This is a genomic window from Micromonospora sp. NPDC049139, assembly GCF_055586845.1.
The window spans coordinates 152,265-173,405 of sequence record NZ_JBVJHK010000007.1; the positions used below are offsets into that span (position 1 = coordinate 152,265).

Here is a 21,141-nt window from a genome sequence, read left to right on the forward strand (position 1 = left end):
CACGCCACCGCCACGCGTCGATGCTGGGCTGGCGGCCGTTCCCGGTCAGGCCGGCAGGTGGCGGTCGGCGCGGCCGCGCCCGCCCTGTCGGCGGCCGGGGGCGAGACGGATGACCGCGCCGGCGTCGTGCAGCGGCGGCGCGAGAGCGCCCGGACTGCCCCCGGAGCCCCGCCGGAACGCGGCGAGGAGCGTGTTGGCGGGCATCGGCCGGGCGAAGAGGTGGCCCTGCCCGGCGGTGCAGCCCAGCTCCCAGAGCGCCCGGCGTTGCGGCTCGCTCTCCACCCCCTCTGCCACCACGTCGAGGCCGAGGCTGCGGCCCAGGTCGAGGGTGGAGCGGATGACGGCGGCGGCCTCGGCGGAGCCCTCCATGGCGGTCACGAAGCTGCGGTCGACCTTCAGCTCGTGCACCGGGATCCGGGAGAGCAGGGAGAGGGAGGAGTAACCGGTGCCGAAGTCGTCCAGCGCCAGCCGCACCCCCTCGTCCCGCAGCCGGCTGAGCACCCGGTCCACCACGTCGAGCTGGCTGAGCGTGAGCGTCTCGGTCAACTCCAGCACCAGCCGGTCGGGGGGCAGGTCGTGGGCCCGCAGCCGGGCCAGCACCGAGCCGGGGAAGCGGGCGTCGAGCAGGCTGCGCGGCGACACGTTGACCGCGACCGGCACGTCGAAGCCGGCCTCCCGCCAGGCGCTGGCCGCGAGCAGCGCCTCGTCGAGGATCGCCTCGGCGAAGGCCGGCAGCAGCCCGGACCGTTCCACCGCCTCCAGGAAGCGCAGCGGGTCGATCACCCCGTGGACGGGGTGGCGCCAGCGGGCCAGCGCCTCCGCGCCGGTGACCTGGCCGGAGCCCAGGTCGACGATGGGCTGGAAGTTGACGGTGAACTCGTGGTCGGCGACGGCGCGGGGCAGCTCCCCGCCGAGGGTCAGCCGGCCGAGGTCGGCGGTGTCCCGGGTCGGGGCGTACGTCGAGGTGCGCTGCCCGGCCCGCTTCGCCTGGTACATCGCCACGTCCGCGCGGCGCAGCAGCTCCGGCATGCCGCCGGTGGCGGGCGCGGCGGCGATCCCGCCGCTCGCTTCGACGCTGATCCGCATGCCGTCCAGGTCGAACGGCTCGTGCAGCGTGGCGAGCAGGGTCTCCGCGCGGTGCGCGGCCACCGCCGGGGCCGGCAGACCCCGCAGGAGTACGGCGAACTCGTCGCCGCCCAGCCGGGCCACCAGGTCGCCCTCCTGGGCGGCGGTGCGCAGCCGCTCGGCGACCTGCACGAGGACCTGGTCCCCGGCGGCGTGCCCGAGGGTGTCGTTGACTTCCTTGAAGTGGTTGAGGTCGATCAGCACCAGCGCGGTCACCCCGTCGGCGTGCCGGGTGTTGAGGTGCTCGGTGCCCTGGTCGAGCAGGTGGCGGCGGTTGGCCAGCCCGGTCAGCGCGTCGTGCGTGGCGGCGTACGCGTGCTCGTCGGCGACCCGGGCCAGCTCGGCGTACGCCTGGGCGTTGCGGACCGCGGTGCAGAGCGCCGAGGCGAAGGTGCGCAGCGTGTACTGCTCCCGCTCGGAGAGCTGCACGGGGCCGCGGAAACGCAGTCGCAGCACGCCCACGTCGGCCGTCCGGTCGTGCCCCTCCAGCGCGGCCGGAACCACGGTGCCGTCGGTGGCGGTCGGCTCGCCGGCCGGCCCGTCGTACGTGATGGAGCCCGCTCCGCCGCGCACGGTGCGGCCGCCGTCGCGCAGCTCGACCTCCACCTCGTCGGCGGAGAACAGCTCGGCGGCCTGGGTGACCGCCGTGGTGAGGACCTTGTCCAGGTCGACCACGTTGAGCGCGTCGGTGGTGCGGGCGAGCCGCTGCCACGCCTGCTGCTCCGTGCGGGCCTTGACCCGGTTGGAGTAGAGCAGGTGGAGGCTGAGCACCAGGGGCGGCACGGCAAGCAGGAGGCGGGGGTCGGCGCGCAGGATGAGCAGCGTGGTGACGATGAGGACGAAGCGTGCCGCCGCGCTCGTCAGGCGCATCCCGAGGTCCTCCCGGAAGAGGTGCCCGAGCCTGGTGCCGGTGGCGAGCGCGATGACCGGGAGGGTCAGTAGCTCGTCGAGGACCACGGCGACTGCGTAGGCGAGCCCGATCAGCCCGACCACATGTGGGAACTCGGTGGGCGATGGCGGCCATCCGAGCGCGTGGAGTGTCGCCCCCGCGCCCGCCGCCAGCAACATGCTCTTGGCTACTCCGAAGGCGGCCTTCAGCGGCGGGAGCTTGATGAGCAGCAGGGCGATCGCCACCCCGAGCCCGGTGGTCAGGACGACCAGCGACGTCGGTGCGACCGCCAGACTCAGGATGATCGCCGTCTCGCTCCAGGAGATCGCGTGAACCGTCGCGCGGATCCGGATGCGCCACTTGATCGTCACGCCGAGTGCGGCCATGAAGATCAAGCTGAGGCTGAGCGCCAGATCCTCGCCCGACAGGTCGAGTTCCGTCAGCGCGTGCAGAGAAACGACCACCGCGACCGTGGCCACAACGCAGACGAGGCCGACGTGCAGCGTCAGCCGCCGCTCGGCCTCTGTCTTGCCCGTGTTCGGTCGTGTCACCGCATCCCCGACTTGCCACCCGCCCCCGATGAGCAGATGTCGAGGCTACCTACGGTCACTCGCCGAACACAATCCTTCTTACTGCCACTCGTGTGCCGACATGGCTTTGTCCCTCCTGCTTAACTGCCCGACCTCATCTGCGGCTGTTGTCTGCGACGGGAACAGCCTAAGGGTGGTTAAGGCAATTTTGGAGGGATATATGTAACTATGGGCAATGGATGAGAATCGCGCTACTTTTCGTGACTTTCCGTTCCCGCGTCGGAACGGAGTGCTGTACTTCTATCCGCTTGTGGTTAACGCAAGATAATGGCTCAGTGTCCGCCTCTGCGCATCGGACGTGAAGGCGCCCTTGAACGCCGATCATGATTGTGGCGCGACGGGCGCGGTGCGCCCCGTGGCGGCGCGATCGTCCATGCGACGGCCCGGAAGCAGCCCGTTCGGGCCGTATCCGGTTGCGGACCGTCGTGGCGCCACTGCCGGCCGTCGACCAGAGCCGCTGCACCGACCTGTCGGAACCACCGAACCCGCACCCGGCAGGGTGGGCACCGCACCATTCATCTGAGGGCTGATCAGGCGTGACCCTCAGCAACCGCGAGCCTTTCGTTCATATGTTCGTGAAACCCTGCCCGTCCATTCGGGACGTCCGACCCGGCGCTCCGCACAACGAACCGAAGGTCGAGGTTCCGATCGGCCATGAAGTGATCGCCTTACAGTGAGAGTCGCCTCACCGATTCGTTATTGCCGAGGCTGGTCGTCGGCCCGAAGGCGGATGAGTTCCTGCTCGGGCCGGAAGCCGGTCGGCCAGGGACGGCAGGTCCCCACGCAGCGGTGCGGGGTCGGGGCGGGACACCGACGCCAGGGCCGTGGCCGACGATCGCGCCGTACGACGGATAGGCTCGCGGCCGTGACCGATCCCGCGCAGCTCACCCACGTCGATCCGGCGGGCGCGGCCCGCATGGTCGACGTCTCCGCCAAGACCGTCACCGGCCGCCTGGCCGTCGCCGCCGGCCGGCTCCGCACCACTGCGGAGGTGGTCGAGTTGCTGCGCCGCGACGGGCTGCCCAAGGGCGACGCGTTGGCGGTCGGCCGGCTCGCCGGCATCATGGGCGCGAAGCGGACCCCGGACCTGATCCCGCTCTGCCACCCCATCGCCCTGCACGGCGTCACGGTCGACCTGACGCTGACCCGCGACACCGTCGAGATCACCGCCACGGCCCGGACGGCGGACCGCACCGGGGTGGAGATGGAGGCCCTGACCGCGGTGGCCGTCGCCGGGCTGGCGCTGGTCGACATGGTCAAGGCGGTCGACCCGGCGGCCAGCGTCGACGCGGTCCGGGTGCTGCGCAAGGAGGGCGGCAAGACCGGCCTGTGGGTCCGCCCGGAGGACCGGCCGTGATCCGGGCGCGGGTGGTCGTGGCGTCCAACCGGGCCGCCGCGGGGGTGTACGCCGACACCAGCGGGCCGCTGCTCGTGGCCGGGCTGCGCGAGCTGGGTTGCGAGGTGGACGACCCGGTGGTGGTGCCCGACGGCGAGCCGGTGGGCGAGGCGCTGCGCGCCGCCCTGGCCGACGGGGTCGACGTCGTGCTGACCAGCGGCGGCACCGGGATCAACCCGACCGACCGCACCCCCGACGTGACCCGGGCGCTGCTCGACTACGAGGTCCCCGGCATCGCCGAGGCGATCCGGGCGCACAGCCGCGACAAGGTGCCCGCCGCCGCGCTCTCCCGCGGGCTCGCCGGCGTGGCCGGCCGGATGCTGGTGGTCAACCTGCCCGGCTCCACCGGCGGGGCCCGGGACGGTCTGGCCGTGCTCGGGCCGATCCTCGCCCACGCCGTCGACCAGCTCCGCGGCGGCGACCACTGACACCCCGCCACGTCGACCCCGGCCGCCCGCTCGACGGGGCACCGGGAGTGGTGCAGGTGACGGGGCGACCGACACTCCGCACCGGCTAGGCTCGGCCGGTGAGCACGGAAACCGCACCGGCCGCCGATCCAGTCGCCGCGCCCCCGCCGGCCGACTGGGAGGAGGCCCGATCCCGGGTGTACGCGGTCGGCCTGGCCGCCGCGCTCGCCACCGTGAGCCGGCCGCTCGCCGAGATCGACGGGCACACCCTCGCCGAGCCGTTGACCACGCGTACGGACCTGCCCGCCTTCCCGACCTCCAGCGTCGACGGCTGGGCGGTGCGCGGGGCGGGCCCGTGGCGCCCGGTCGGGCGGGCGCTGGCCGGCAGCACCCCGGCGCCGCTGACCGACGACGGGACGACCGTCGAGATCGCCACCGGCGCGATGGTGCCCGCGGGCGCCACCGCCGTGCTGCGGGTCGAGGAGTCCCGCCGTACGCCGGAGGGCCTGGTCGACGGCACGCCGCGGCCCGCGCCGGAGTGGCGCGAGCCCGGCGAGGAGGCGTACGCCGGGGAGGAACTGGTCCCCGCCGGCACGCCGGTGGACCCGGCGCTGGTCGGCCTGGCCGCCTCCTGCGGGCACGACAGCCTGCTGGTGCGGCGGCAGCCGCGCGCCGCGCTGCTGGTCTTCGGCGACGAGTTGCTGACCGCCGGTCCGCCCGCCGCCGGCCGGGTCCGGGACGCGCTCGGGCCGGCGGTGCCGGCGTGGCTGCGCCGGTACGGCTGCGTGGTGCGTCCGTCGGACGTGGTGGGACCGGTGGCGGACACCCTGTCCGCGCACGTGGCGGCCCTGCGCGCCGCGCTGGCCACCGCCGACCTGGTCTGCACCACCGGTGGCACGATGCACGGCCCGGTCGACCACCTGCACCCCGCGCTGGAGGCGCTCGGCGTCGACTACGTGGTCAACACGGTCGCGGTGCGGCCCGGCTTCCCGATGCTGCTGGCCCGGCTGACCGACGCCGACGGGCGGGTCCGGTTCGTCGCCGGGCTGCCCGGCAACCCGCAGTCCGCCATCATCGCCCTGGTCTCGCTGGTCGCCCCGCTCCTGGCCGGCCTGTCGGGCCGCCCGATGCCGGTGCTGCCGCACGCCGCGCTCGCCGAGCCGGTGCCCGGCCGGGGGCGGTACACCCACCTGGCACTGGTCCGGCTGGACCGGGCCGCCGGCACCGCCCACCCGGTCCGGCACGTCGGCTCGGCGATGCTGCGCGGGCTGGCCGGCGCGGACGGCTTCGCCGTCATCCGCCCCGGCACCTCGGGCGAGCCCGGTGACCGGGTGCCGGTCGTGCCACTGCCGCTGCTGCCCGGGGAGCGTGCGTGGTGACCGCGCCGACCACCGACGCGTCAGGCCGGCTCGCGGACCACCGGCCCACGACGTTCGGCGAGGTCACCGACCGGCCGCTCGACCTGGCCGCGCACGAGGCGGCGGTCGCGGACCGCCGGGCCGGCGCGGTGGTGTCGTTCCAGGGCGTGGTCCGCGACCACGACCACGGCCGCGCGGTGACCAGCCTGGAATACGAGGGCCACCCGAGCGCCGAGCGGGTGCTGCGCGAGGTGGCGGCCGAGATCGCCAGCGAACCGGACGTGTACGCCGTCGCGGTGTCGCACCGGATCGGCCCGCTCGCCATCGGCGACGTGGCCCTGGTCGCGGCGGTCAGCACCGCCCACCGGGCCGCCGCGTTCGCGGCCTGTGCCCGGCTGGTCGACGAGGTCAAGGCGCGGCTGCCGATCTGGAAGCGGCAGGTGTTCGCCGACGGCACCGAGGAGTGGGTGAACTGCCCCTGACGGGCGGCCCACCCCTCAGCGGCGGACGCCGAGCGCGGCCTGGCGGCCCATCCGGTCGCCGTAGAAGGCCGGCTCGGCGCCGGGGCGCCACGGCAGCGCGGCGACGAGCACGATCAGGGCCAGCGCCAGCGAGTTCTCCATCAGGGCGCCGAAGAGGCCGTCCTGGTAGTGCGACACCTCGGGGAGCTGGTGTTCGTACGGCCAGATCGGGGAGACCAGGAAGAGCAGGTAGAGCCCGATCGCCGCGACGCCGTGCCGGAGCCCGGTCAGCCCCGGGTACCAGATCGGCGGGCGCAGCCCGTTGACCCCCGGCAGCCCGCCGTACGCGCCCTGGCCGGCCCGCTGGGCCAGCCCGCGGCTGGCGTCCCGGCGGCGTACGGCGGCGTCGGCCAGCACGATGATCGCGGGGATCACCCAGACCAGGTGGTGCGTCCAGGAGATCGGGCTGATCACGTTGGCGGTGAGGCCGACCAGCGTGAACGCGGTCAGCTCGTCGCCGTCGGCGCGCGCGTTGGCGGCGCGGGACAGGCCGAGCGCCAGCATCAGCACCGCGAACGCCAGCCAGAGCAGGCCGGGCGTCTCGATCGAGTCGTAGAGCCGGGCCAGCAGCCCGGCCAGCGACTGATTGGGCGTCATGTCGGCGGCGCCGACCCGCTCGGTCTGCCAGAGCACGCCGCCGAAGTAGGCCCGGGACTCGGTGCCGACGACGGCGAAGGAGCCGAGGGTCACGGCGATCACCGTGCCGACCGCGGTGGCCGCCGCCCGCCACTGTCGGGTGATCATCAGGTAGGCGATGAACAGGGCCGGGGTCAGCTTGACCGCGGTGGCCAGACCGATGCCGACGCCGGCCCACGCGCCGCTGTAGACGAAGCGCAGCAGCGGGCCGTCGGTCTCGGCGACGTGGGTGCCCCGGCGGGACCGCCAGCGCAGGCCGATCAGGTCGGCCATGATCAGTGCGAAGAGGAGCAGGTTCACCTGGCCGTAGCCGAGGGTCTCCCGGGCCGGCTCGATGGCGACCGCCAGCGGCGTCGCGATCGCCACGGTGAACGGGAGCGGCCAGCCGAGCCGGTCGACGATGGGGCGGAGCAGACCGGCGAGCACGACCGCCAGGGCGGCGATGCTGGCGAGCGCGTTGACCATCCCGGCCAACTCGACCGGCAGGTGCGCCATCGGCAGCATGACCAGGCCGCCGAACGGCGGGTAGGTGAAACCCAGGGTGGTGCCGGGTGCGATGAACTCGTAGAGCTCGTGACCGCTCGCCCACCACACCACCGCGCCGTGGTAGATCTTCATGTCGAAGAAGTTGTACGGCCGCCCGAAAGCGCCGATGGCGAGCCATGCGGCATAGGCGACGGCGGCCACGAAGCCGGTCCGTACGACTGTCCTACGATCGATCCCACGCGTTACGCGACGGACTGGGGCGAGGCGGTCCACCCTCCTACCGACGGTCGCCGGCATGGCGTGGCCACCCCCGTACCAAGGTCGTCCTACCCGTCCAGGTCCGGTACGGAGCCTAGAACGGCGCCTCACGTTAATGCCTCCCGCGTTATGCGACCGTGTCCGATCCCACACATGTTTTTGACATTTCCACCGCGTTAACGCCTACCGGGTGGTTCAGGTAATTCGTGGCGTTGGCGGGTGGTGGACCGGCGGAGGGGAGGTATCGACGCAGGTCAGCCGGGGATTCGTCGGGCCGTCGCTGCCGATCGTACGGCGATCCGGGCCTCTCTGCGGGCGGTACGGACGGCTCGCTGCACCGAACGTCGGGAGTGGCCGATCCGGTGGCCGGTCCGCCACCGCAGGCCGGGCTTGCCGCCGGTGTCGGCGGCGGCGAGCAGCAGCCCGCCGAAGAGGCCGATGTTCTTCAGGAAGTGGATCTGGTTGTTGTTCCGCGCTCCCGGGTCGTCGTTGTTCCAGAAGGGATGCCCGGCGATGGTCACCGGGACCAGCGTGCCGGCGAGGACCAGCGCGGCCGGCCGGGCGAACCTGCCGGTGGCGAGCATCAGCCCGGCACCGACCTGCACCACCGCGTTGACCCGGATCAGCGTCTCCGTGTCGGTGGGGATGCGCGGGCCGGCCTTCTCCAGTAGCGGGGTCACCCGGTCGGTCAGGGGCTTCGCGGCCGAGACCAGCCGCCCCGGGTTCTGGAAGTTGTGTAACCCGCTGACCACGAAGATGCCGCTCAACATGGCGCGGGCGAGGGAGCGTACGGGTTTCATGGGTCAGTCATACCCCGTCACCGGCCCGGTTACCCCCGCAACCGCCGATCCGGATCGGCCCACGTGGACCTCCCCGGGCTGGTCGCCACGCCGACCCGGCGAGGTCGCGCCACGCCGATTCGAGCGACCGTCGCTGATGGACCGCCGACGAGGGGTAACGTCCCCCGCGTGACGACGCTGCGGCTGCGACCCGAGGACCCGGCCGACACCGGCGCGGTCCGTCGCGTGCTGGCCGCCGCCTTCGCCCGGCCCGACGTGGCCACGCCGCCCGAGGTGGGGCTGGTCGACGAGCTGCGCGGCAGCGACGCCTGGCTGCCGGAGTTGGCGATGGTCGCCGAGTACGGCGGCGAGGTCGTGGGGTACGCCCTGCTCACCCGGGTCCGGGTGAGGTCCGACGACGCCACCGCCCCGGCACTGGCCCTCGGCCCGGTGGCGGTCGCGCCGCACCGGCGGCGGATCGGGCTCGGCACGGCGGTGGTCCAGGCCGGCCTCGACGCGGCCACCGAGCTGGGCGAGCGGCTGGTGGTGGTGCTCGGCGACCCGTCCTACTACCACCGCTTCGGCTTCGGCCGGGCCGACCGGATGGGGCTGACCAGCCCCTGGTCCGGCCTCGGCGACCCCTGGCAGGCGCTGGTGCTCCCGCCGAACACCGGCGGCGAAGGGCCGTCGCCGCGCGGCGAGGTCCTCTTCCCCCCGCCCTGGTCGAAGGTCTGACCCGCGCCCACCCCGCCCGTCAGGCCGGCTGGGTGCGCAGGTAACGGCCGAAGTGGGGGACGGTGAAGGCCACCGTGCCGCGCTCGCCGGAGTAGATGAGGCCCTTCTTGATCAGCGCGTCCCGGGCCGGGGAGAGGCTGGCCGGCTTGCGCCCGAGGGTGCGGGCGATCTCCGCCGTCGGCACGGCGGCGTCCATGTCGTCCCGCCCGCCGCCGTCGACCTCGCCCTCCACCAGGGACAGGGTGGCCATCGCCCGCATGTACTCGCGCTCGGCCGGAGTGGCCCGCTCGAACCGGGAGCCGAAGAAGCCGACCGCCAGTTCGGCCTCGGCCTCGGGCGCGGCGACCCGCACGTCGGCGGCGGTGATCGGCGAGCGCGGCGCGTGGTCCCAGGTCGCCTTCCCGTACGCCTGGACGAAGTACGGGTAGCCGCCGGACTTCTCGTAGAGCAGGTCGAGCGCCTTCTGCTCGTACTCGACCTCCTCGCGTTCGGCGGGCGCGCAGAGCGCCTGGTCGGCGGCGATCCGGTCGAGCCGGTCGATGCGCTGGTAGCGGAAGAGCCGCTCGGAGTACGACTTGGCGGCGCTGAGCACGGCCGGCAGGTGCGGCAGCCCGGCACCGACCACGATCAGCGGCGCGCCCAGTTGGGACAGCTCGTGGCAGGCGGCGCAGAGCGCGGAGACGTCCTCCGCGCCGAGGTCCTGCATCTCGTCGATGAAGACGGCGATGCCGGTGCCGACGTCGGCGGCCACCGCGGCGGCGTCGGTGAGCAGCTCGACGAGGTCGATCTCGATGTCGCCGGAGTCGGCCCGGCCGCTGGCGGCGGGCACGTCGATGCCGGGCTGCCACCGGTCGCGCAGCTTCGGGGCAGCGCCGCCGCGACCGGTCGGCGCGGACCGTTGGGCGAACGCCTTCAGCACGCCGAGGAAGGCGTCGATCCGGTCCGGCGCGCGGTGCCGGGGCGCGAGTTCACGGACGGCCATGTGCAGCGCGGCGGCGACGGGGCGCCGCAGTGACTGGTCCGGCCGCGCCTCGATCTTGCCGCTGCCCCAGAGGTGGTTGATCGCCTGGGACCGGAGGGTGTTGAGCAGCACCGTCTTGCCGACCCCGCGCAGGCCGGTGAGCATCAGGCTGCGTTCCGGCCGCCCGCGGGCGATGCGCTCCAGCACGACGTCGAAGACGTCCAGCTCGCGCCCCCGCCCGGCCAGCTCGGGCGGACGCTGGCCGGCGCCCGGTGCGTACGGGTTGCGGACCGGATCCACGCATCGCACAGTATCGGGCCGTCTAGCTGCGGGGCTAGACATCCGTAGATGGGGCTACCGGCGTGTCGGGTCGCGGCGGCGGCCGGATCCGGGGTCGAGACAAAACTAGGGCTGTCTAGCGTCGATGCTAGACAGCCCTAGTTTTGGTAATCAGCGCTTCTTCAGGCAGAGCACGTAGTCGAGGAAGTCCACCGAGTTGTCGTGCACGTAGTTCGCCGTCGACTTCGGTGCCCGGGTCTTGCACTTGTCACCGTCGCTCGTGCCCGGGATCCGCAGCAGCACCTCGTACGTGTTGGGGCCGCAGGGCACCTTCCGCAGCTCGGCGTCGGTGGACGTGCCGTCGTTGACCACGCAGTCGCCCTTGGCGAAATCGTCGTCGTCGTCCTCGGTCGGGCTCGGCTCCGCCGAACTCGGCGCCGCGCTGGGCTCGTCGGTCGGCTCGCCCGTCGGACTTGCGGGGGCACTCGTCGCCGGTGCCGAGATCGACGGGTCGTCGTCATCGCCGGCCTGCCAGACCGCCCAGCCGGCGATCCCGAGGCACGGGCAGAGCAGGAGCACCACCACCAGGCCGATGATCAGGGCGATCTTCCCGCCGCCCTTCTTCGCCGGCGGAGCGGGCGGCGGCGTCCCGTACCCGCCGGGGGTCGGCGGCGGGGCGCCCCACTGGGCGCCGGGCGCCGGCGCGGGCGCCGGGCCGGCCGGCGGGAACGGCCCGGCCGGCGGATAGCCACCCTGCTCCGCCGACGGCTGACCCCCAGGCGGGGGCGGATATCCGGCTCCGGAGGTGGGCGGCGGCGGGTAGCCCGACCCGGAGGACGGGGGCTGCGGGGGGTAGGCCGGTCCGGGGGCCGGAGGCTGGCTCCACATCGGCGTGGTCGGCGGCTCGGCGGCCGGGCCGGGCTGGCCCCACTGCGGGGTGGCGGGCGTTTCGCCACCCGGCTGCGGCTGGCCCCACTGCGGGGCGGTGGGCGGTTCGCCGCCGGGCTGCGGCTGGCCCCACTGCGGGGCGGACGGCGGCTCCGCGGCGGCCGACGGCGGCTGCCCCCACTGGGGCAGCGTCGGGTCGATGGGCGGCAGGCCCCCGGGATTGTCGGCCGGGCGCTGGTAGGGGTCGTCCGGCTGGCCGGGTGATCCGTAGGTTGTCATCTCTTCCCCAGGGGTGCGGTGGTTCAGCGCTGCTTCAGGCACAGCACGAAGTCGAGGGTGTCCAGCTCGCTGTCGAAGAAATACCAGTTGGTGTAGCCGTCGACCTTGGCGCACTTGGCCGCGGCGTCCTTCTCGCCGCTGGTCGCGCCGTCGATCCGGCGTAGCACCTCGTACGTCTGCGGGCCGCAGTCACTGATCAGCAGCTTGGGCTTGCCGCCGGTCGGACCGTCGTTGCGTACGCACTGCCCCGCCTCGACGAAGCGGGGGTCGGCGGAGGACTCGGGTGCCGCGGCACTGGCCGCCGGGGCGCTCGCCGGTGCCTCCGGCGCCCCGGACCCGGCGGCGGGCGCCGGCCCGCTCGGCGTGGCCACCGGCGCCTCGTCGTCCTGGCCGAGCAGGTAGAACACCGCCGCGCCGCCGACGAGGACCAGCATGGCCACCGCCGCCAGCACCGCGGCCACCGGCCCCCGGGCACGCCGGCGTTCCGGCGGCGACGTGGTGCCCGGCGCGTACGGGGAGGGGGGCGCGGAGCCGGGCCAGGAGGCGTACGGCGGCGCGGCGGGACCGTGGTCGTAGGCGGGAGGCGGTGCCCCCTGCTGGTACGGCCCCGGTCCGTGACCCGGGTCGCCCCGCCGGTACGGCTGACCGCCGTACCCGGGCTCCGGCGGTGGGTACGTGGCGTGCGGATCGTCCCACCCGCCGCGCCCGGGCGAGGCGGCCGACGGGCCGTACGCCTCGTCCGGCTGCCGCCCACGCCACGGTGCCGGGTCCCCCCGACCCGGTGGTGGTCCGTAGTTCGCCATGCACGTCTCCCGCGTGAGTGGTGAGAGGCCGGCCACCAACGAGGGACGCCGACGCCCAGGCCACCGTAGCGTGTCCACCGATGAGACCACGCCCACCGATTCCGCCACCGGCCGCCGAGCCGCCCACCGGGACCGACCCGGGCACCGGGGCGCGTCGGGCGGTCGCCGCCACGCCGGCCCTGGTCTGGACCGCCCTGCTGCTGGTCTACGTCGTCTGGGGCTCCACCTACCTCGGCATCAGGATCGTCGTGGAGTCGATGCCGCCGCTCGGCTCGGCGGCCGCCCGGTTCGCCGCCGCCGGTCTGGTGCTGGCGATCGTGCTGCGGCTGCGCCGGGGCCCGGGCGCGCTGCGGGTCGACCGGCGGCAGCTCGGCTCGGCCGCGCTGGTCGGGGTGCTGCTGTTGGCCGGCGGCAACGGGCTGGTGGCGCTCGCCGAGTCCGGCCCGCCGGGCGTCGCGGTGCCCTCCGGGATCGCCGCGCTGCTCGTGGCCACCGTCCCGCTGCTGGTGGTGCTGCTGCGTACGGTCACGGGCGACCGGCCCCGGTTCTGGACGTTGGCCGGGGTGACGCTGGGCTTCGTCGGCCTGGTGCTGCTCGTGCTGCCGACCGGCGGGGCGGACGCCGTACCGCTCGCCGGGGCGCTGACCATCGTCGCAGGCGCCGCCAGCTGGTCGATCGGCTCGTTTCTCTCCGGACGGATCCGGATGCCCGCCGACCCGTTCGTCGCCACCGTCTACGAGATGTTCGCCGGGGCGGCGGCACTCGCCGTCCTCGCCGTGGGGCGCGGCGAGCTGCACGGCTTCGACCCGGGCCAGGTCACCGGCCGGTCGTGGCTCGCGCTCGCGTACCTGATGGTGGCCGGCTCGCTGGTCGCCTTCACCGCGTACGTCTGGTTGCTGCACCACGCCCCGATCTCGCTGGTCGCGACGTACGCCTACGTCAACCCGGCGGTCGCGGTGGCGCTCGGCGCGCTGTTCGTCGCGGAGCCGGTCACCGCGCAGGTGCTGCTCGGCGGCGCGGTCATCGTCGCCGGGGTCGCCCTCGTCGTGAGCACCGAGAGACCCCGACGTCCTGCCCAGGGGGCCGCGCCGGAGCCGTCCCGCCGGTAGCGTCCGGCCCGTGTCGGGTGGGCTGGTGGCGTGCGCGGCGCTGCTCGGCGGCGTCGCCGGCCTCGCCGCGCTCCGGGTCGCCCGCCACTGGACGGGCCGACCGGCGTCGACCCGGCCGGGGCCCGCCGTCGGGGCGGTGGCGTCCGCCGCGACGGGCCAGCCGGGTCGGCCGGCCGACCGCGGTGGGCCGGCGGCCCCCGCCCGGGCCGCTGGCGTCGGCCCGTCCACCGGGTTCGGCGCGGTCGCCGGGGCGGTGGTGGGCGCGGTCGTGTTCGCCGGGCTCGCGGCGGCCCTCGGCGGCGACCCCGTCCTGCCGGCCTTCCTCGGGCTGGCGGCGGTGGGGCTGGTGCTGGCCGTGGTCGACCTGGCCTGCCTGCGGCTGCCCGACCCGCTGGTGGGCGCGGCCGCGCTGGTCGCCGCCGTCGGCCTGACCGGCGCGGCGCTGCTGGCGGGGGCCCCGGAGCGGCTGCTCGGCGCGGTGGCGGGGGCCGGGCTCTGCTTCGCCGGGCACGCGCTGCTGGCCCTGTTGCCCGGCTCGCGGCTGGGCTTCGGCGACGTGAAGCTCGCCGCCGTGCTGGGCCTGCCGCTCGGCTGGCTGGGCTGGTCGCCGCTGGCGCTCGGGCTGCTCCTGCCGCACCTGCTCAACGGCGTGGTGGTGCTCGCCCTGCTGGCCGCCGGCAGGGTGCGCCGGGACACCCCTCTCCCACTCGGCCCGGCCCTCCTCACCGGCGCCTGGCTCGCCACCCTCACCCCCTGACCCGCGCGTTCCCTCAGATGAGGCGGAGTTGGTGGTCTCGGGGGCGGCGGGGTTGGGCTTCGCCGAAGCGTTCGAAGAGGCCCGGGTCGATGGCGTCGAGGAACGGCGACGGGGAGCACTCGCGCTCGTTGCCCTGCCGGCTGCGGCGGGCGGCGTGGGTGACGTACAGGCGGTCCTGGGCCCGGGTCAGCCCCACGAAGAAGAGCCGCCGCTCCTCGGCGATCGCGTCGTCGTCGGGCGTGCTGCCGGGCCAGCGCAGCGGGAGCAGCCCGTCCTCGGCGCCGACCAGGAAGACGACCGGGAACTCCAGCCCCTTCGCGGCGTGCAGGGTGAGCAGGGTGACCGCCTCGGCGCGCGGGTCGAGGGCGTCCACCTCCGCGCCGGTGGCGAGCTGGGACAGGAACAGCGGCAGGTCGTCGCCGCAGCGGCGGGCCAGCGGGGTGAGCAGGTCGACCGCCGCCCGGACGTCCTCCGGGCGTACCGCGCCGGCGCCGTCCAGCGTCGGCACGGCGAAGCGCTCCGCCAGCACCTGACCGGCCAGCCGGACGCGGGCGGCCAGCGAGCCGTCGAGCCCGTCGGCGTGCCGCAGCTCGCGGGCGATGGCCGCCACCCCCGGCCGGTCCCGCAGCCGGTCGTGCGAGCGCTTCTGCACCGGGATGTTGGCCCGCGCCAGCGCGTCCACGATCGGTGCGGCCTGCGCGTCCGTGCGGTAGAGCACGGCGATGTCGGAGAAGGAGAGCGAGGTCGACCGGCCGTCGATCCGCCCCGAGTCGAGCGACCGGTGGGAGAGCCCGCCGACCAGCTCGTCGACGGTGCGTACGACGAAGTCGGCCTCGTCGGCGACGGAGGCCGCGGGGTAGCGGCCGACCAGCGGGGCCTCCGGGTCGAGCCGGGCCGGGTCGAGCCGGCGGCCCCGGACCAGCGACGACGGCGCGATCGCCTGCACCGCGGCGGCCAGGATGGGGGCGGAGGAGCGGTAGTTGCGGTTCAGCCGCACCAGCCGGGCGTCGGTGAAGTCCTGCGAGAAGCGCAGGAAGTAGCCGACGTCGGCGCCCCGGAAGGAGTAGATGGCCTGGTCCGGGTCGCCGATCGCGCAGAGGTTGCCGTCGGCGGGGCTGAGCAGGCGCAGCAGCTCGTACTGCACCTCGTCGACGTCCTGGTACTCGTCGACGAAGATCCACCGCCAGCGCTCCCGGTAGCGCTGCACCAGCTTCCGGTCGGCCCGCAGCAGCGCGACCGGCAGGGTGAGCAGCTCGTCCAGGTCGACCAGGTCCTGCTTGCGCAGCAGCGCCGCGTAGCCGGCGTCGTCGGCACCGGCCTCGGCACGGGCCTCCGCCCGCTGGGCGTCGTCGGCGATCCGGAAGTCCGCCGGCAGGCCGACGGCGTCGGCGTTCTCCCGCAGGATGGTCAGCCCCAGCGAGTGGAAGGTGCCGACCGTGACGTCCTCGGCGACCGGCCCGAGCAGGCCGTCGAGGCGGTGCCGCAGCTCCTCGGCGGCGCGCCGGGTGAACGTGATCGCCAGGCACTGCTCCGGGAAGACGTTCAGCTCGGCGCAGAGGTAGGCGATCCGGTGGGTCAGCGTCCGGGTCTTGCCGGTGCCGGGCCCGGCGACGATGAGCAGCGGCCCGCCGGGCGCGGAGGCGGCCACCCGCTGCATCGCGTCCAGCCGGTCCAGCAGGCCGGTGCCGACCTCCTCCATGCCCGCGAGCATCGGCTCGAACGGCTCGTGCGGCGAGGGCGCCGGCGCGATCGGGGGCGGCGGCGTGGCCGGCGCGGCCTTGCGCTTCGGCTCGGCCTTGGCCGCCGCCGGGCGCTTGGCCCGCGGCTTCGGCGCCGGCTCCGCGGGGGTGCGCTGCGCCGGCACGGGTACGTCGAAGAGGGTCTCCTGCGCCGTCGCCGCGCCGCCACCCAGCTCGGCCGGGTCGAACAGGGTGATGACGCCGTACTCGCCGTCGTAGCCGGGGACCCGGCGGACGTCGCCCCGGCGCAGCCGGCCGATGCCCTCGGCGAGCAGTTCCCCGCCGACCCGGGCGATCTCGGCGAGCGGGGTGGTGGTGAGGATCTCCAGCTCCGGGCCGAGCGCGGCGAGCAGGTCGTTGAGCTTCCCCTCGACCTTCTTCGAGCGGGCGCCCACCTTGTTGATCTCGCCGAGGACCTCGGCCAGCGGCACGAGGTGGGTGACGTCCCTGGCGTGCGGGGGCCGGTGCCCCGCCGGACGGTCGGCCAGCTCCTCCACCCGGCTCAGCACGCCGACGGTCAGCGGCTTGTCGCACTCCGGGCAGCGCCCGCCGGCGGCCCGGGTCCGCTCCGGGGACCAGTTGACCCCGCAGAGCCGGTGCCCGTCCGCGTGGTACTTGCCCTCCTCGGGGAAGAACTCGATGGTCCCGGCCAGCCCGTCGCCGGTGCGCAGCGCGTCCCGGACGGCGAAGTAGTCCCGGGCGGTGGCGAAGACGGTGGCCTCCCGGGCCAGGGCGGGCGGCGAGTGCGCGTCCGAGTTCGACACGAGCTGGTAGCGGTCCAGGCTGCCGACCCGCCAGTTCATCTCGGGGTCGGAGGAGAGGCCGGTCTCCACCGCGAAGACGTGGTCGGCGAGGTCGGCGTAGCAGTCGGCGATCGCGTCGAAGCCGGATTTCGAGCCCAGCGCGGAGAACCACGGCGTCCAGATGTGCGCGGGCACCAGGTAGCCGTCGGCGCTGGCCTCCAGGGTGATCTCCAGCAGGTCCCGCGAGTCCAGGCCGAGGATCGGCCGGCCGTCCGAGCCGAGGTTGCCGATCCGCCCGAGCGCCGTGTTGAACCGCGCCACCGCGTCCAGGTCGGGCAGGTAGATCAGGTGGTGCACCTTGCGGGTGCGGTCGTCCCGCTTGTAGATCGTGGAGATCTCCACGCTGAGCATGAAGCGGACCGGGTCCGTCTCCGCCTCGCTGGCCAGCCGGGGCGGCAGCCGGCGGGCGACGTCCCGCTCCGCCTCCGGGCTGAGCCGGTACAGGCCGGGCTCGGCGGGGTGCAGCGTCTCGCGCAGGTGGTCGTACCAGGCGGGGTGGGTGAAGTCGCCGGTGCCGAGCACGCCGATGCCCTTGCGCCGCGCCCACCAGGCGAGGTTGGGCAGGGTGAGGTCGCGGCTGCACGCGCGCGAGTACTTCGAGTGGATGTGCAGATCCGCGACGAACGGCGGGAGGCCACCGGAGGGTGCGGCGCTGAACGGAGGCACGCCGCATCCTGTCACGCCCGCTCGATTACCCGCCGGTCGCCACGCAGACCCGTGACCTGAGCGTCCGGTGCTGGACAAGCCGCCTGCCCCGCGCTATGGGTCAGCGGGCGCGGAGCTCGACCAGGGTGACCTGCGGCTCCGCGCCGACGCGCACCGGCGGGCCCCAGAAGCCGGCGCCGTTGGTGACGTACACCTTGGTGCCGTCGACCTCGCCGAGGCCGGAGACCACCGGCTGCTGGAGCTTCACCAGGAGGTTGAACGGGACCATCTGGCCGCCGTGGGTGTGCCCCGAGAGCTGGAGGTCGACGCCGAACTTCGCCGCCTCCACCGCGGCCACCGGCTGGTGGGCGAGCAGCACCACCGCGCGGCTCGGGTCGCGGTCGCCGAGCGCCGCCGCGTAGTCCGCCGGGGCGGCCAGCCCGGTGCCGGCGGCGGTCACGTCGTTGACCCCGGCCAGGTCGAGCACGCCGCCCCGGGCCTGGATCTCCGTCCGCTCGTTCTGCATCACCCGCAGCCCGAGCCGGTCCACCTCCTGGACCCACTCCTCGACGCCCGAGTAGTACTCGTGGTTGCCGGTGACGAAGTAGCTGCCGTGCCGGGAGCGCAGGCCGCGCAGCGGCTCGGCCGCCTCGCCCAGTTCGGCCACCGAGCCGTCGACCAGGTCGCCGACGACCGCGACGATGTCGGCGTCCAGTCGGTTGATCGCGGCGACGATCCGCTCGGTGTGGGCCCGGCCACGCAGCGGGCCGAGGTGGATGTCGGAGACGGTGGCGATCCGCAGGCCGTCCATGCTCCGGGGGAGCTTGGCGAGCGGGATCTGCACCCGGTCAAGCCGCGGCGGGCCGAGCGCGGTGCGGATGCCGTACCCGGTGAGGCCCGTCGCGGTGAGCCCGGCGAAGATCGCCGCCCCGCGGGCGAGCAGCAACCGGCGGGCCGGGTCGTGGTCCGGCTGCGCGACCGCGCCGGCGGCCGGCGGATCGGCCGGCCCCGCCGCGCCGACCAGGGCGGGCTCGGGCGCGGCGGCGGTGGGCTCTGCGGCGACGGCCCGGCGGCGCAGCACCAGCCGGGCCACCAGCATCGGCACCTCCAGCGCCACGAGCAGCACCAGCAGGTAGAACATGACGGCGAGCCAGAGGTAGCCCGGCCACGCGAGCCAGTAGAGGCCCGCCTGGGTGCCGGCCATGGTCGCCGGTACGAGCAGCGCCAGCACCAGGGCGGTGATCCCGCCGATTCGCCGCCAACGCCCCGGGGTGGTGGTGTCGCGCACCAGCCGTTTCCAGAGGTAGAGGTGGATCAGGCCGGTGATCAGCGCCATGGTGGCCACGAAGGCCAGTGCCGCCAGCATGTGTGCGCCTCCCTCAGCCGCCCGCGAAGGGGGGCAGGACGTCGATCGTGGCCCCGGCCGGTAGCGGTGCCCGACGATCATGGCAGGTCACGCCGTCGACCAGGAAACTCGCCACCCGCAGCACGGCGGCGAGCTGCTCGCCGTGCCGCCCGGCGAGTTCCACGACGAGTTCGTCGAGGCAGCCACCGCCGGGTGCGGTCTCCTCGGGCCGGCCGGCGGCGGCCCGCGCCCCGGCGAAGTATCGGACGGTCAGCGACGCCTCGACGTCGGCACCCTCGGCCGGTGACCCGGTGCGGGCTGTGCCGGCCTGGGTCGGCGGCGTGGCGCGGGCCGTGTCTGCCTGGGCCGGTGTCCCGGTGCGGGCCGGCCGCGTCGGTTCCGCCACGGTCAACCCCCGATCGCGGACATCGGCCGGGCCGGCTGGAGGAAGGTCGGGTCGTCGATGTCGTGCCCGGCCCGCTTGCCCCACATCGCCGTGCGCCAGCGCCGGGCCAGCTCGTCGTCGTCCGCCCCGGCCCGCAGCGCGCCGCGCAGGTCGGCCTCCTCCGTGGCGAAGAGGCAGGTGCGGACCTGTCCGTCGGCGGTGAGCCGGGTGCGGTCGCAGTCACCGCAGAACGGCCGGGTGACGCTGGCGATCACGCCGACCCGCGCGGGGCCGCCGTCGACCAGCCAGGTCTCGGCCGGCGCCGCGCCGCGTTCCGTGGGGTCGGGGGTCAGGGCGAACTCCCGGCGCAGCGAGGCGAGGATCTCGTCGGCGGTGACCATGGTGGCGCGGTCCCAGCCGTGCTGGGCGTCCAACGGCATCTGCTCGATGAACCGCAGCTCGTAGCCGTGCGTCAGGGCGAAGCGGAGCAGCGCCGGCACCTCGTCGTCGTTGATCCCGCGCATCAGCACCGCGTTGACCTTGACCGGGGTCAGCCCGGCGGCGGTGGCTCCGGCGAGCCCGGCCAGCACGTCGGGGAGGCGCCGGCGCCGGGTGAGCCGGGCGAACCGCTCCGGGTCCAGGGTGTCCAGCGAGACGTTCACCCGGTCCAGCCCGGCGGCGCGCAGCGCGGGGGCGAGCCGGTCCAGCCCGATGCCGTTGGTGGTCAAAGAGATCCAGGGACGCGGCTCCAGCGCCGCCACGGCGGCCACGATGCCGACCAGCCCGGGCCGGATCAGCGGCTCCCCGCCGGTGAACCGCACCTCGGTCACCCCGAGCCGCCGCACCGCGACCCCGACCAACCGGACGATCTCGTCGTCGTCGAGCAGTTGCGGGCCCGCCAGCCAGGGCAGCCCGTCGGCCGGCATGCAGTAGGTGCAGCGCAGGTTGCACTTGTCGGTCAGCGACACGCGTAGGTCCCGGGCGACGCGGCCGTACCGGTCGACGAGGACGCCATCGGTCGGTGGGGCGGCGTTCACCCGTCGACGGTAGCGCGCACCAGCGCCGACCGGGCGGTGCGGGCGACCCCATCGCGGTACGCCCCGCCGAACAGGGCGGTGTGCACCAGCATCAGGTGGAGCTGGTGCAGCGGCACCCGCTCCCGCCACCCGTCGGCCGGCGGCCACGCCTCCGCGTACGCGGCGAGGATCCGGTCCAGGTGGGGCGCGCCGCCGAAGAGCGCCAACTGCGCCAGGTCGGTCTCCCGGTGCCCGCCGTGCGCCGCCGGGTCCACCAGCCAGGCCCGGTCGTCGGCCCCCCAGAGCACGTTGCCCGGCCAGAGGTCGCCGTGGATGCGGGCCGGCGGCTCGTCCCCGCCGAACTCGCCGATCCGGTCGACGACCTCCTCGACCAGCCCGGCCTCCGCGCCGGTCAGCGCGCCGCCGTCCACGGAGCGGCGCAGGTAGGGGACCAGCCGGCGCTCGGCGAACCAGCGCGACCATGGGCCGTCGTCCGGCGTGTTGTCCTGCGGGAGAGCCCCGATGAACCCGGCCCACTCGGCCCCGAAGGCCGGCGCGCCGGCCCGGTGCAGCCCCGCCAGCTCCCGGCCGAACCGTTCGGCCGCCTCGGGCGTCGGCTCGCCGGGCTCGACCCAGTCGAGTGCCAGCAGCTCCGGCAGCGCCACGACCACGTCCGGTACGGCGACCGCGCCCGCCTCGCGTAGCCAGCGCAGGCCGGCCGCCTCGGCGGCGAAGAAGCCCTCGGGCACGGGCCTTCCGGCGGTCTCCGGCCAGGTCTTGGCGAAGACGGAGTGGCCGTCGTCCAGGGTCAACCGGGAGGCGGCGCAGATGTCGCCGCCGGAGACGGGCGTCTCCCGGATCCGCTGGTGGGTCAGGAAGGTCGGCAGGTGCTCCGGATGCGCCCGCAGGTACGCCAGATCCATGACGGCAACGTAGCCGCTTCACCCTCACC

General features: G+C 74.8%; 17 protein-coding genes and 1 pseudogene. 7 read left to right on the forward strand and 11 right to left on the reverse strand.

Going from position 1 to position 21,141, the window contains the following annotated elements; translation table 11 throughout:
• Window positions 1-45 precede the first annotated feature (45 nt).
• Window positions 46-2,565 (reverse strand): putative bifunctional diguanylate cyclase/phosphodiesterase, encoded by a 2,520-nt coding sequence (locus ACZ6Q9_RS15660; protein WP_393259488.1) that lies wholly within the window; start codon window positions 2,563-2,565, stop codon window positions 46-48.
• 904 nt (window positions 2,566-3,469) lie between these two features.
• Between ACZ6Q9_RS15660 and moaC the strand changes: the two genes are divergently transcribed.
• The 4 genes from moaC (at window position 3,470) to ACZ6Q9_RS15680 (ending at window position 6,247) form a co-directional block, all read left to right on the forward strand.
• On the forward strand, window positions 3,470-3,961 hold the full coding sequence (moaC, locus tag ACZ6Q9_RS15665) for a cyclic pyranopterin monophosphate synthase MoaC (protein WP_393259486.1): 492 nt from the start codon (window positions 3,470-3,472) through the stop codon (window positions 3,959-3,961).
• Complete coding sequence (locus tag ACZ6Q9_RS15670; protein ID WP_393259485.1) at window positions 3,958-4,428, forward strand: MogA/MoaB family molybdenum cofactor biosynthesis protein; 471 nt, start codon at window positions 3,958-3,960, stop codon at window positions 4,426-4,428. Before moaC ends, ACZ6Q9_RS15670 begins: the two co-directional genes overlap by 4 nt.
• A gap of 98 nt (window positions 4,429-4,526) precedes the next feature.
• Window positions 4,527-5,786, forward strand: coding sequence for a molybdopterin molybdotransferase MoeA (locus tag ACZ6Q9_RS15675; protein WP_396829226.1), 1,260 nt, complete (start codon window positions 4,527-4,529; stop codon window positions 5,784-5,786).
• On the forward strand, window positions 5,783-6,247 hold the full coding sequence (locus tag ACZ6Q9_RS15680; protein WP_393259482.1) for a molybdenum cofactor biosynthesis protein MoaE: 465 nt from the start codon (window positions 5,783-5,785) through the stop codon (window positions 6,245-6,247). The genes ACZ6Q9_RS15675 and ACZ6Q9_RS15680 overlap by 4 nt, the downstream gene beginning before the upstream one ends.
• Before the next feature lie 15 nt (window positions 6,248-6,262).
• Here ACZ6Q9_RS15680 and ACZ6Q9_RS15685 read toward each other — a convergent pair whose 3' ends face one another.
• Together ACZ6Q9_RS15685 and ACZ6Q9_RS15690 are read right to left on the reverse strand one after the other, a co-directional pair.
• Entirely contained in the window at window positions 6,263-7,705 is a 1,443-nt protein-coding gene (locus ACZ6Q9_RS15685) for a glycosyltransferase 87 family protein (RefSeq protein WP_393259481.1), read from the reverse strand.
• Between the two features lie 215 nt (window positions 7,706-7,920).
• The gene (locus ACZ6Q9_RS15690) at window positions 7,921-8,466 is read right to left on the reverse strand and encodes a DoxX family protein (RefSeq protein ID WP_393457708.1); all 546 of its coding nucleotides are present in this window, start codon (window positions 8,464-8,466) and stop codon (window positions 7,921-7,923) included.
• 168 nt (window positions 8,467-8,634) lie between these two features.
• Between ACZ6Q9_RS15690 and ACZ6Q9_RS15695 the strand changes: the two genes are divergently transcribed.
• Window positions 8,635-9,180: a GNAT family N-acetyltransferase gene (locus ACZ6Q9_RS15695; RefSeq protein ID WP_396829227.1), complete on the forward strand. Its 546-nt coding sequence runs from the start codon at window positions 8,635-8,637 to the stop codon at window positions 9,178-9,180.
• 19 nt (window positions 9,181-9,199) lie between these two features.
• Here ACZ6Q9_RS15695 and ACZ6Q9_RS15700 read toward each other — a convergent pair whose 3' ends face one another.
• The 3 genes and pseudogenes from ACZ6Q9_RS15700 to ACZ6Q9_RS15710 form a co-directional block, all read right to left on the reverse strand.
• Entirely contained in the window at window positions 9,200-10,441 is a 1,242-nt protein-coding gene (locus ACZ6Q9_RS15700) for an ATP-binding protein (RefSeq protein ID WP_350702516.1), read from the reverse strand.
• A gap of 150 nt (window positions 10,442-10,591) precedes the next feature.
• The gene (locus ACZ6Q9_RS15705; RefSeq protein WP_393260635.1) at window positions 10,592-11,020 is read right to left on the reverse strand and encodes an LppU/SCO3897 family protein; all 429 of its coding nucleotides are present in this window, start codon (window positions 11,018-11,020) and stop codon (window positions 10,592-10,594) included.
• Window positions 11,021-11,610: 590 nt separating this feature from the next.
• Window positions 11,611-12,123 (reverse strand): annotated as a pseudogene (locus ACZ6Q9_RS15710) (LppU/SCO3897 family protein); the annotation flags it as partial.
• 347 nt (window positions 12,124-12,470) lie between these two features.
• On the opposite strand from ACZ6Q9_RS15710, the gene ACZ6Q9_RS15715 reads away from it, so the two are divergent.
• Together ACZ6Q9_RS15715 and ACZ6Q9_RS15720 are read left to right on the forward strand one after the other, a co-directional pair.
• Window positions 12,471-13,499, forward strand: coding sequence for an EamA family transporter (locus ACZ6Q9_RS15715; protein ID WP_396829228.1), 1,029 nt, complete (start codon window positions 12,471-12,473; stop codon window positions 13,497-13,499).
• A gap of 10 nt (window positions 13,500-13,509) precedes the next feature.
• Window positions 13,510-14,256, forward strand: a complete 747-nt coding sequence (locus tag ACZ6Q9_RS15720; RefSeq protein ID WP_396829229.1) for a prepilin peptidase — start codon at window positions 13,510-13,512, stop codon at window positions 14,254-14,256.
• Between the two features lie 13 nt (window positions 14,257-14,269).
• On the opposite strand, the gene ACZ6Q9_RS15725 is transcribed toward ACZ6Q9_RS15720, so the two are convergent.
• The 5 genes from ACZ6Q9_RS15725 to ACZ6Q9_RS15745 form a co-directional block, all read right to left on the reverse strand.
• Window positions 14,270-17,464, reverse strand: coding sequence for a UvrD-helicase domain-containing protein (locus ACZ6Q9_RS15725; protein WP_393457717.1), 3,195 nt, complete (start codon window positions 17,462-17,464; stop codon window positions 14,270-14,272).
• Between the two features lie 100 nt (window positions 17,465-17,564).
• Window positions 17,565-18,809: a metallophosphoesterase gene (locus tag ACZ6Q9_RS15730; RefSeq protein ID WP_396829230.1), complete on the reverse strand. Its 1,245-nt coding sequence runs from the start codon at window positions 18,807-18,809 to the stop codon at window positions 17,565-17,567.
• A gap of 13 nt (window positions 18,810-18,822) precedes the next feature.
• Window positions 18,823-19,062: a MoaD/ThiS family protein gene (locus ACZ6Q9_RS15735; protein ID WP_393260632.1), complete on the reverse strand. Its 240-nt coding sequence runs from the start codon at window positions 19,060-19,062 to the stop codon at window positions 18,823-18,825.
• Window positions 19,063-19,196: 134 nt separating this feature from the next.
• Window positions 19,197-20,210: a GTP 3',8-cyclase MoaA gene (gene moaA, locus ACZ6Q9_RS15740; protein WP_396829231.1), complete on the reverse strand. Its 1,014-nt coding sequence runs from the start codon at window positions 20,208-20,210 to the stop codon at window positions 19,197-19,199.
• Window positions 20,207-21,112, reverse strand: a complete 906-nt coding sequence (locus ACZ6Q9_RS15745) for a fructosamine kinase family protein (RefSeq protein ID WP_393457726.1) — start codon at window positions 21,110-21,112, stop codon at window positions 20,207-20,209. The genes moaA and ACZ6Q9_RS15745 overlap by 4 nt, the downstream gene beginning before the upstream one ends.
• Window positions 21,113-21,141: the final 29 nt, after the last annotated feature.

What these genes read in the sequence shown, in the direction of transcription:
- ACZ6Q9_RS15745 (WP_393457726.1), bottom strand. Translation starts at nt 21,112, where the DNA reads ATGGATCTGGCGTACCTGCGGGCGCATCCGGAGCACCTGCCGACCTTC.
- ACZ6Q9_RS15685 (WP_393259481.1), bottom strand. Translation starts at nt 7,705, where the DNA reads ATGCCGGCGACCGTCGGTAGGAGGGTGGACCGCCTCGCCCCAGTCCGT.
- ACZ6Q9_RS15690 (WP_393457708.1), bottom strand. Translation starts at nt 8,466, where the DNA reads ATGAAACCCGTACGCTCCCTCGCCCGCGCCATGTTGAGCGGCATCTTC.
- ACZ6Q9_RS15715 (WP_396829228.1), top strand. Translation starts at nt 12,471, where the DNA reads ATGAGACCACGCCCACCGATTCCGCCACCGGCCGCCGAGCCGCCCACC.
- ACZ6Q9_RS15730 (WP_396829230.1), bottom strand. Translation starts at nt 18,809, where the DNA reads ATGCTGGCGGCACTGGCCTTCGTGGCCACCATGGCGCTGATCACCGGC.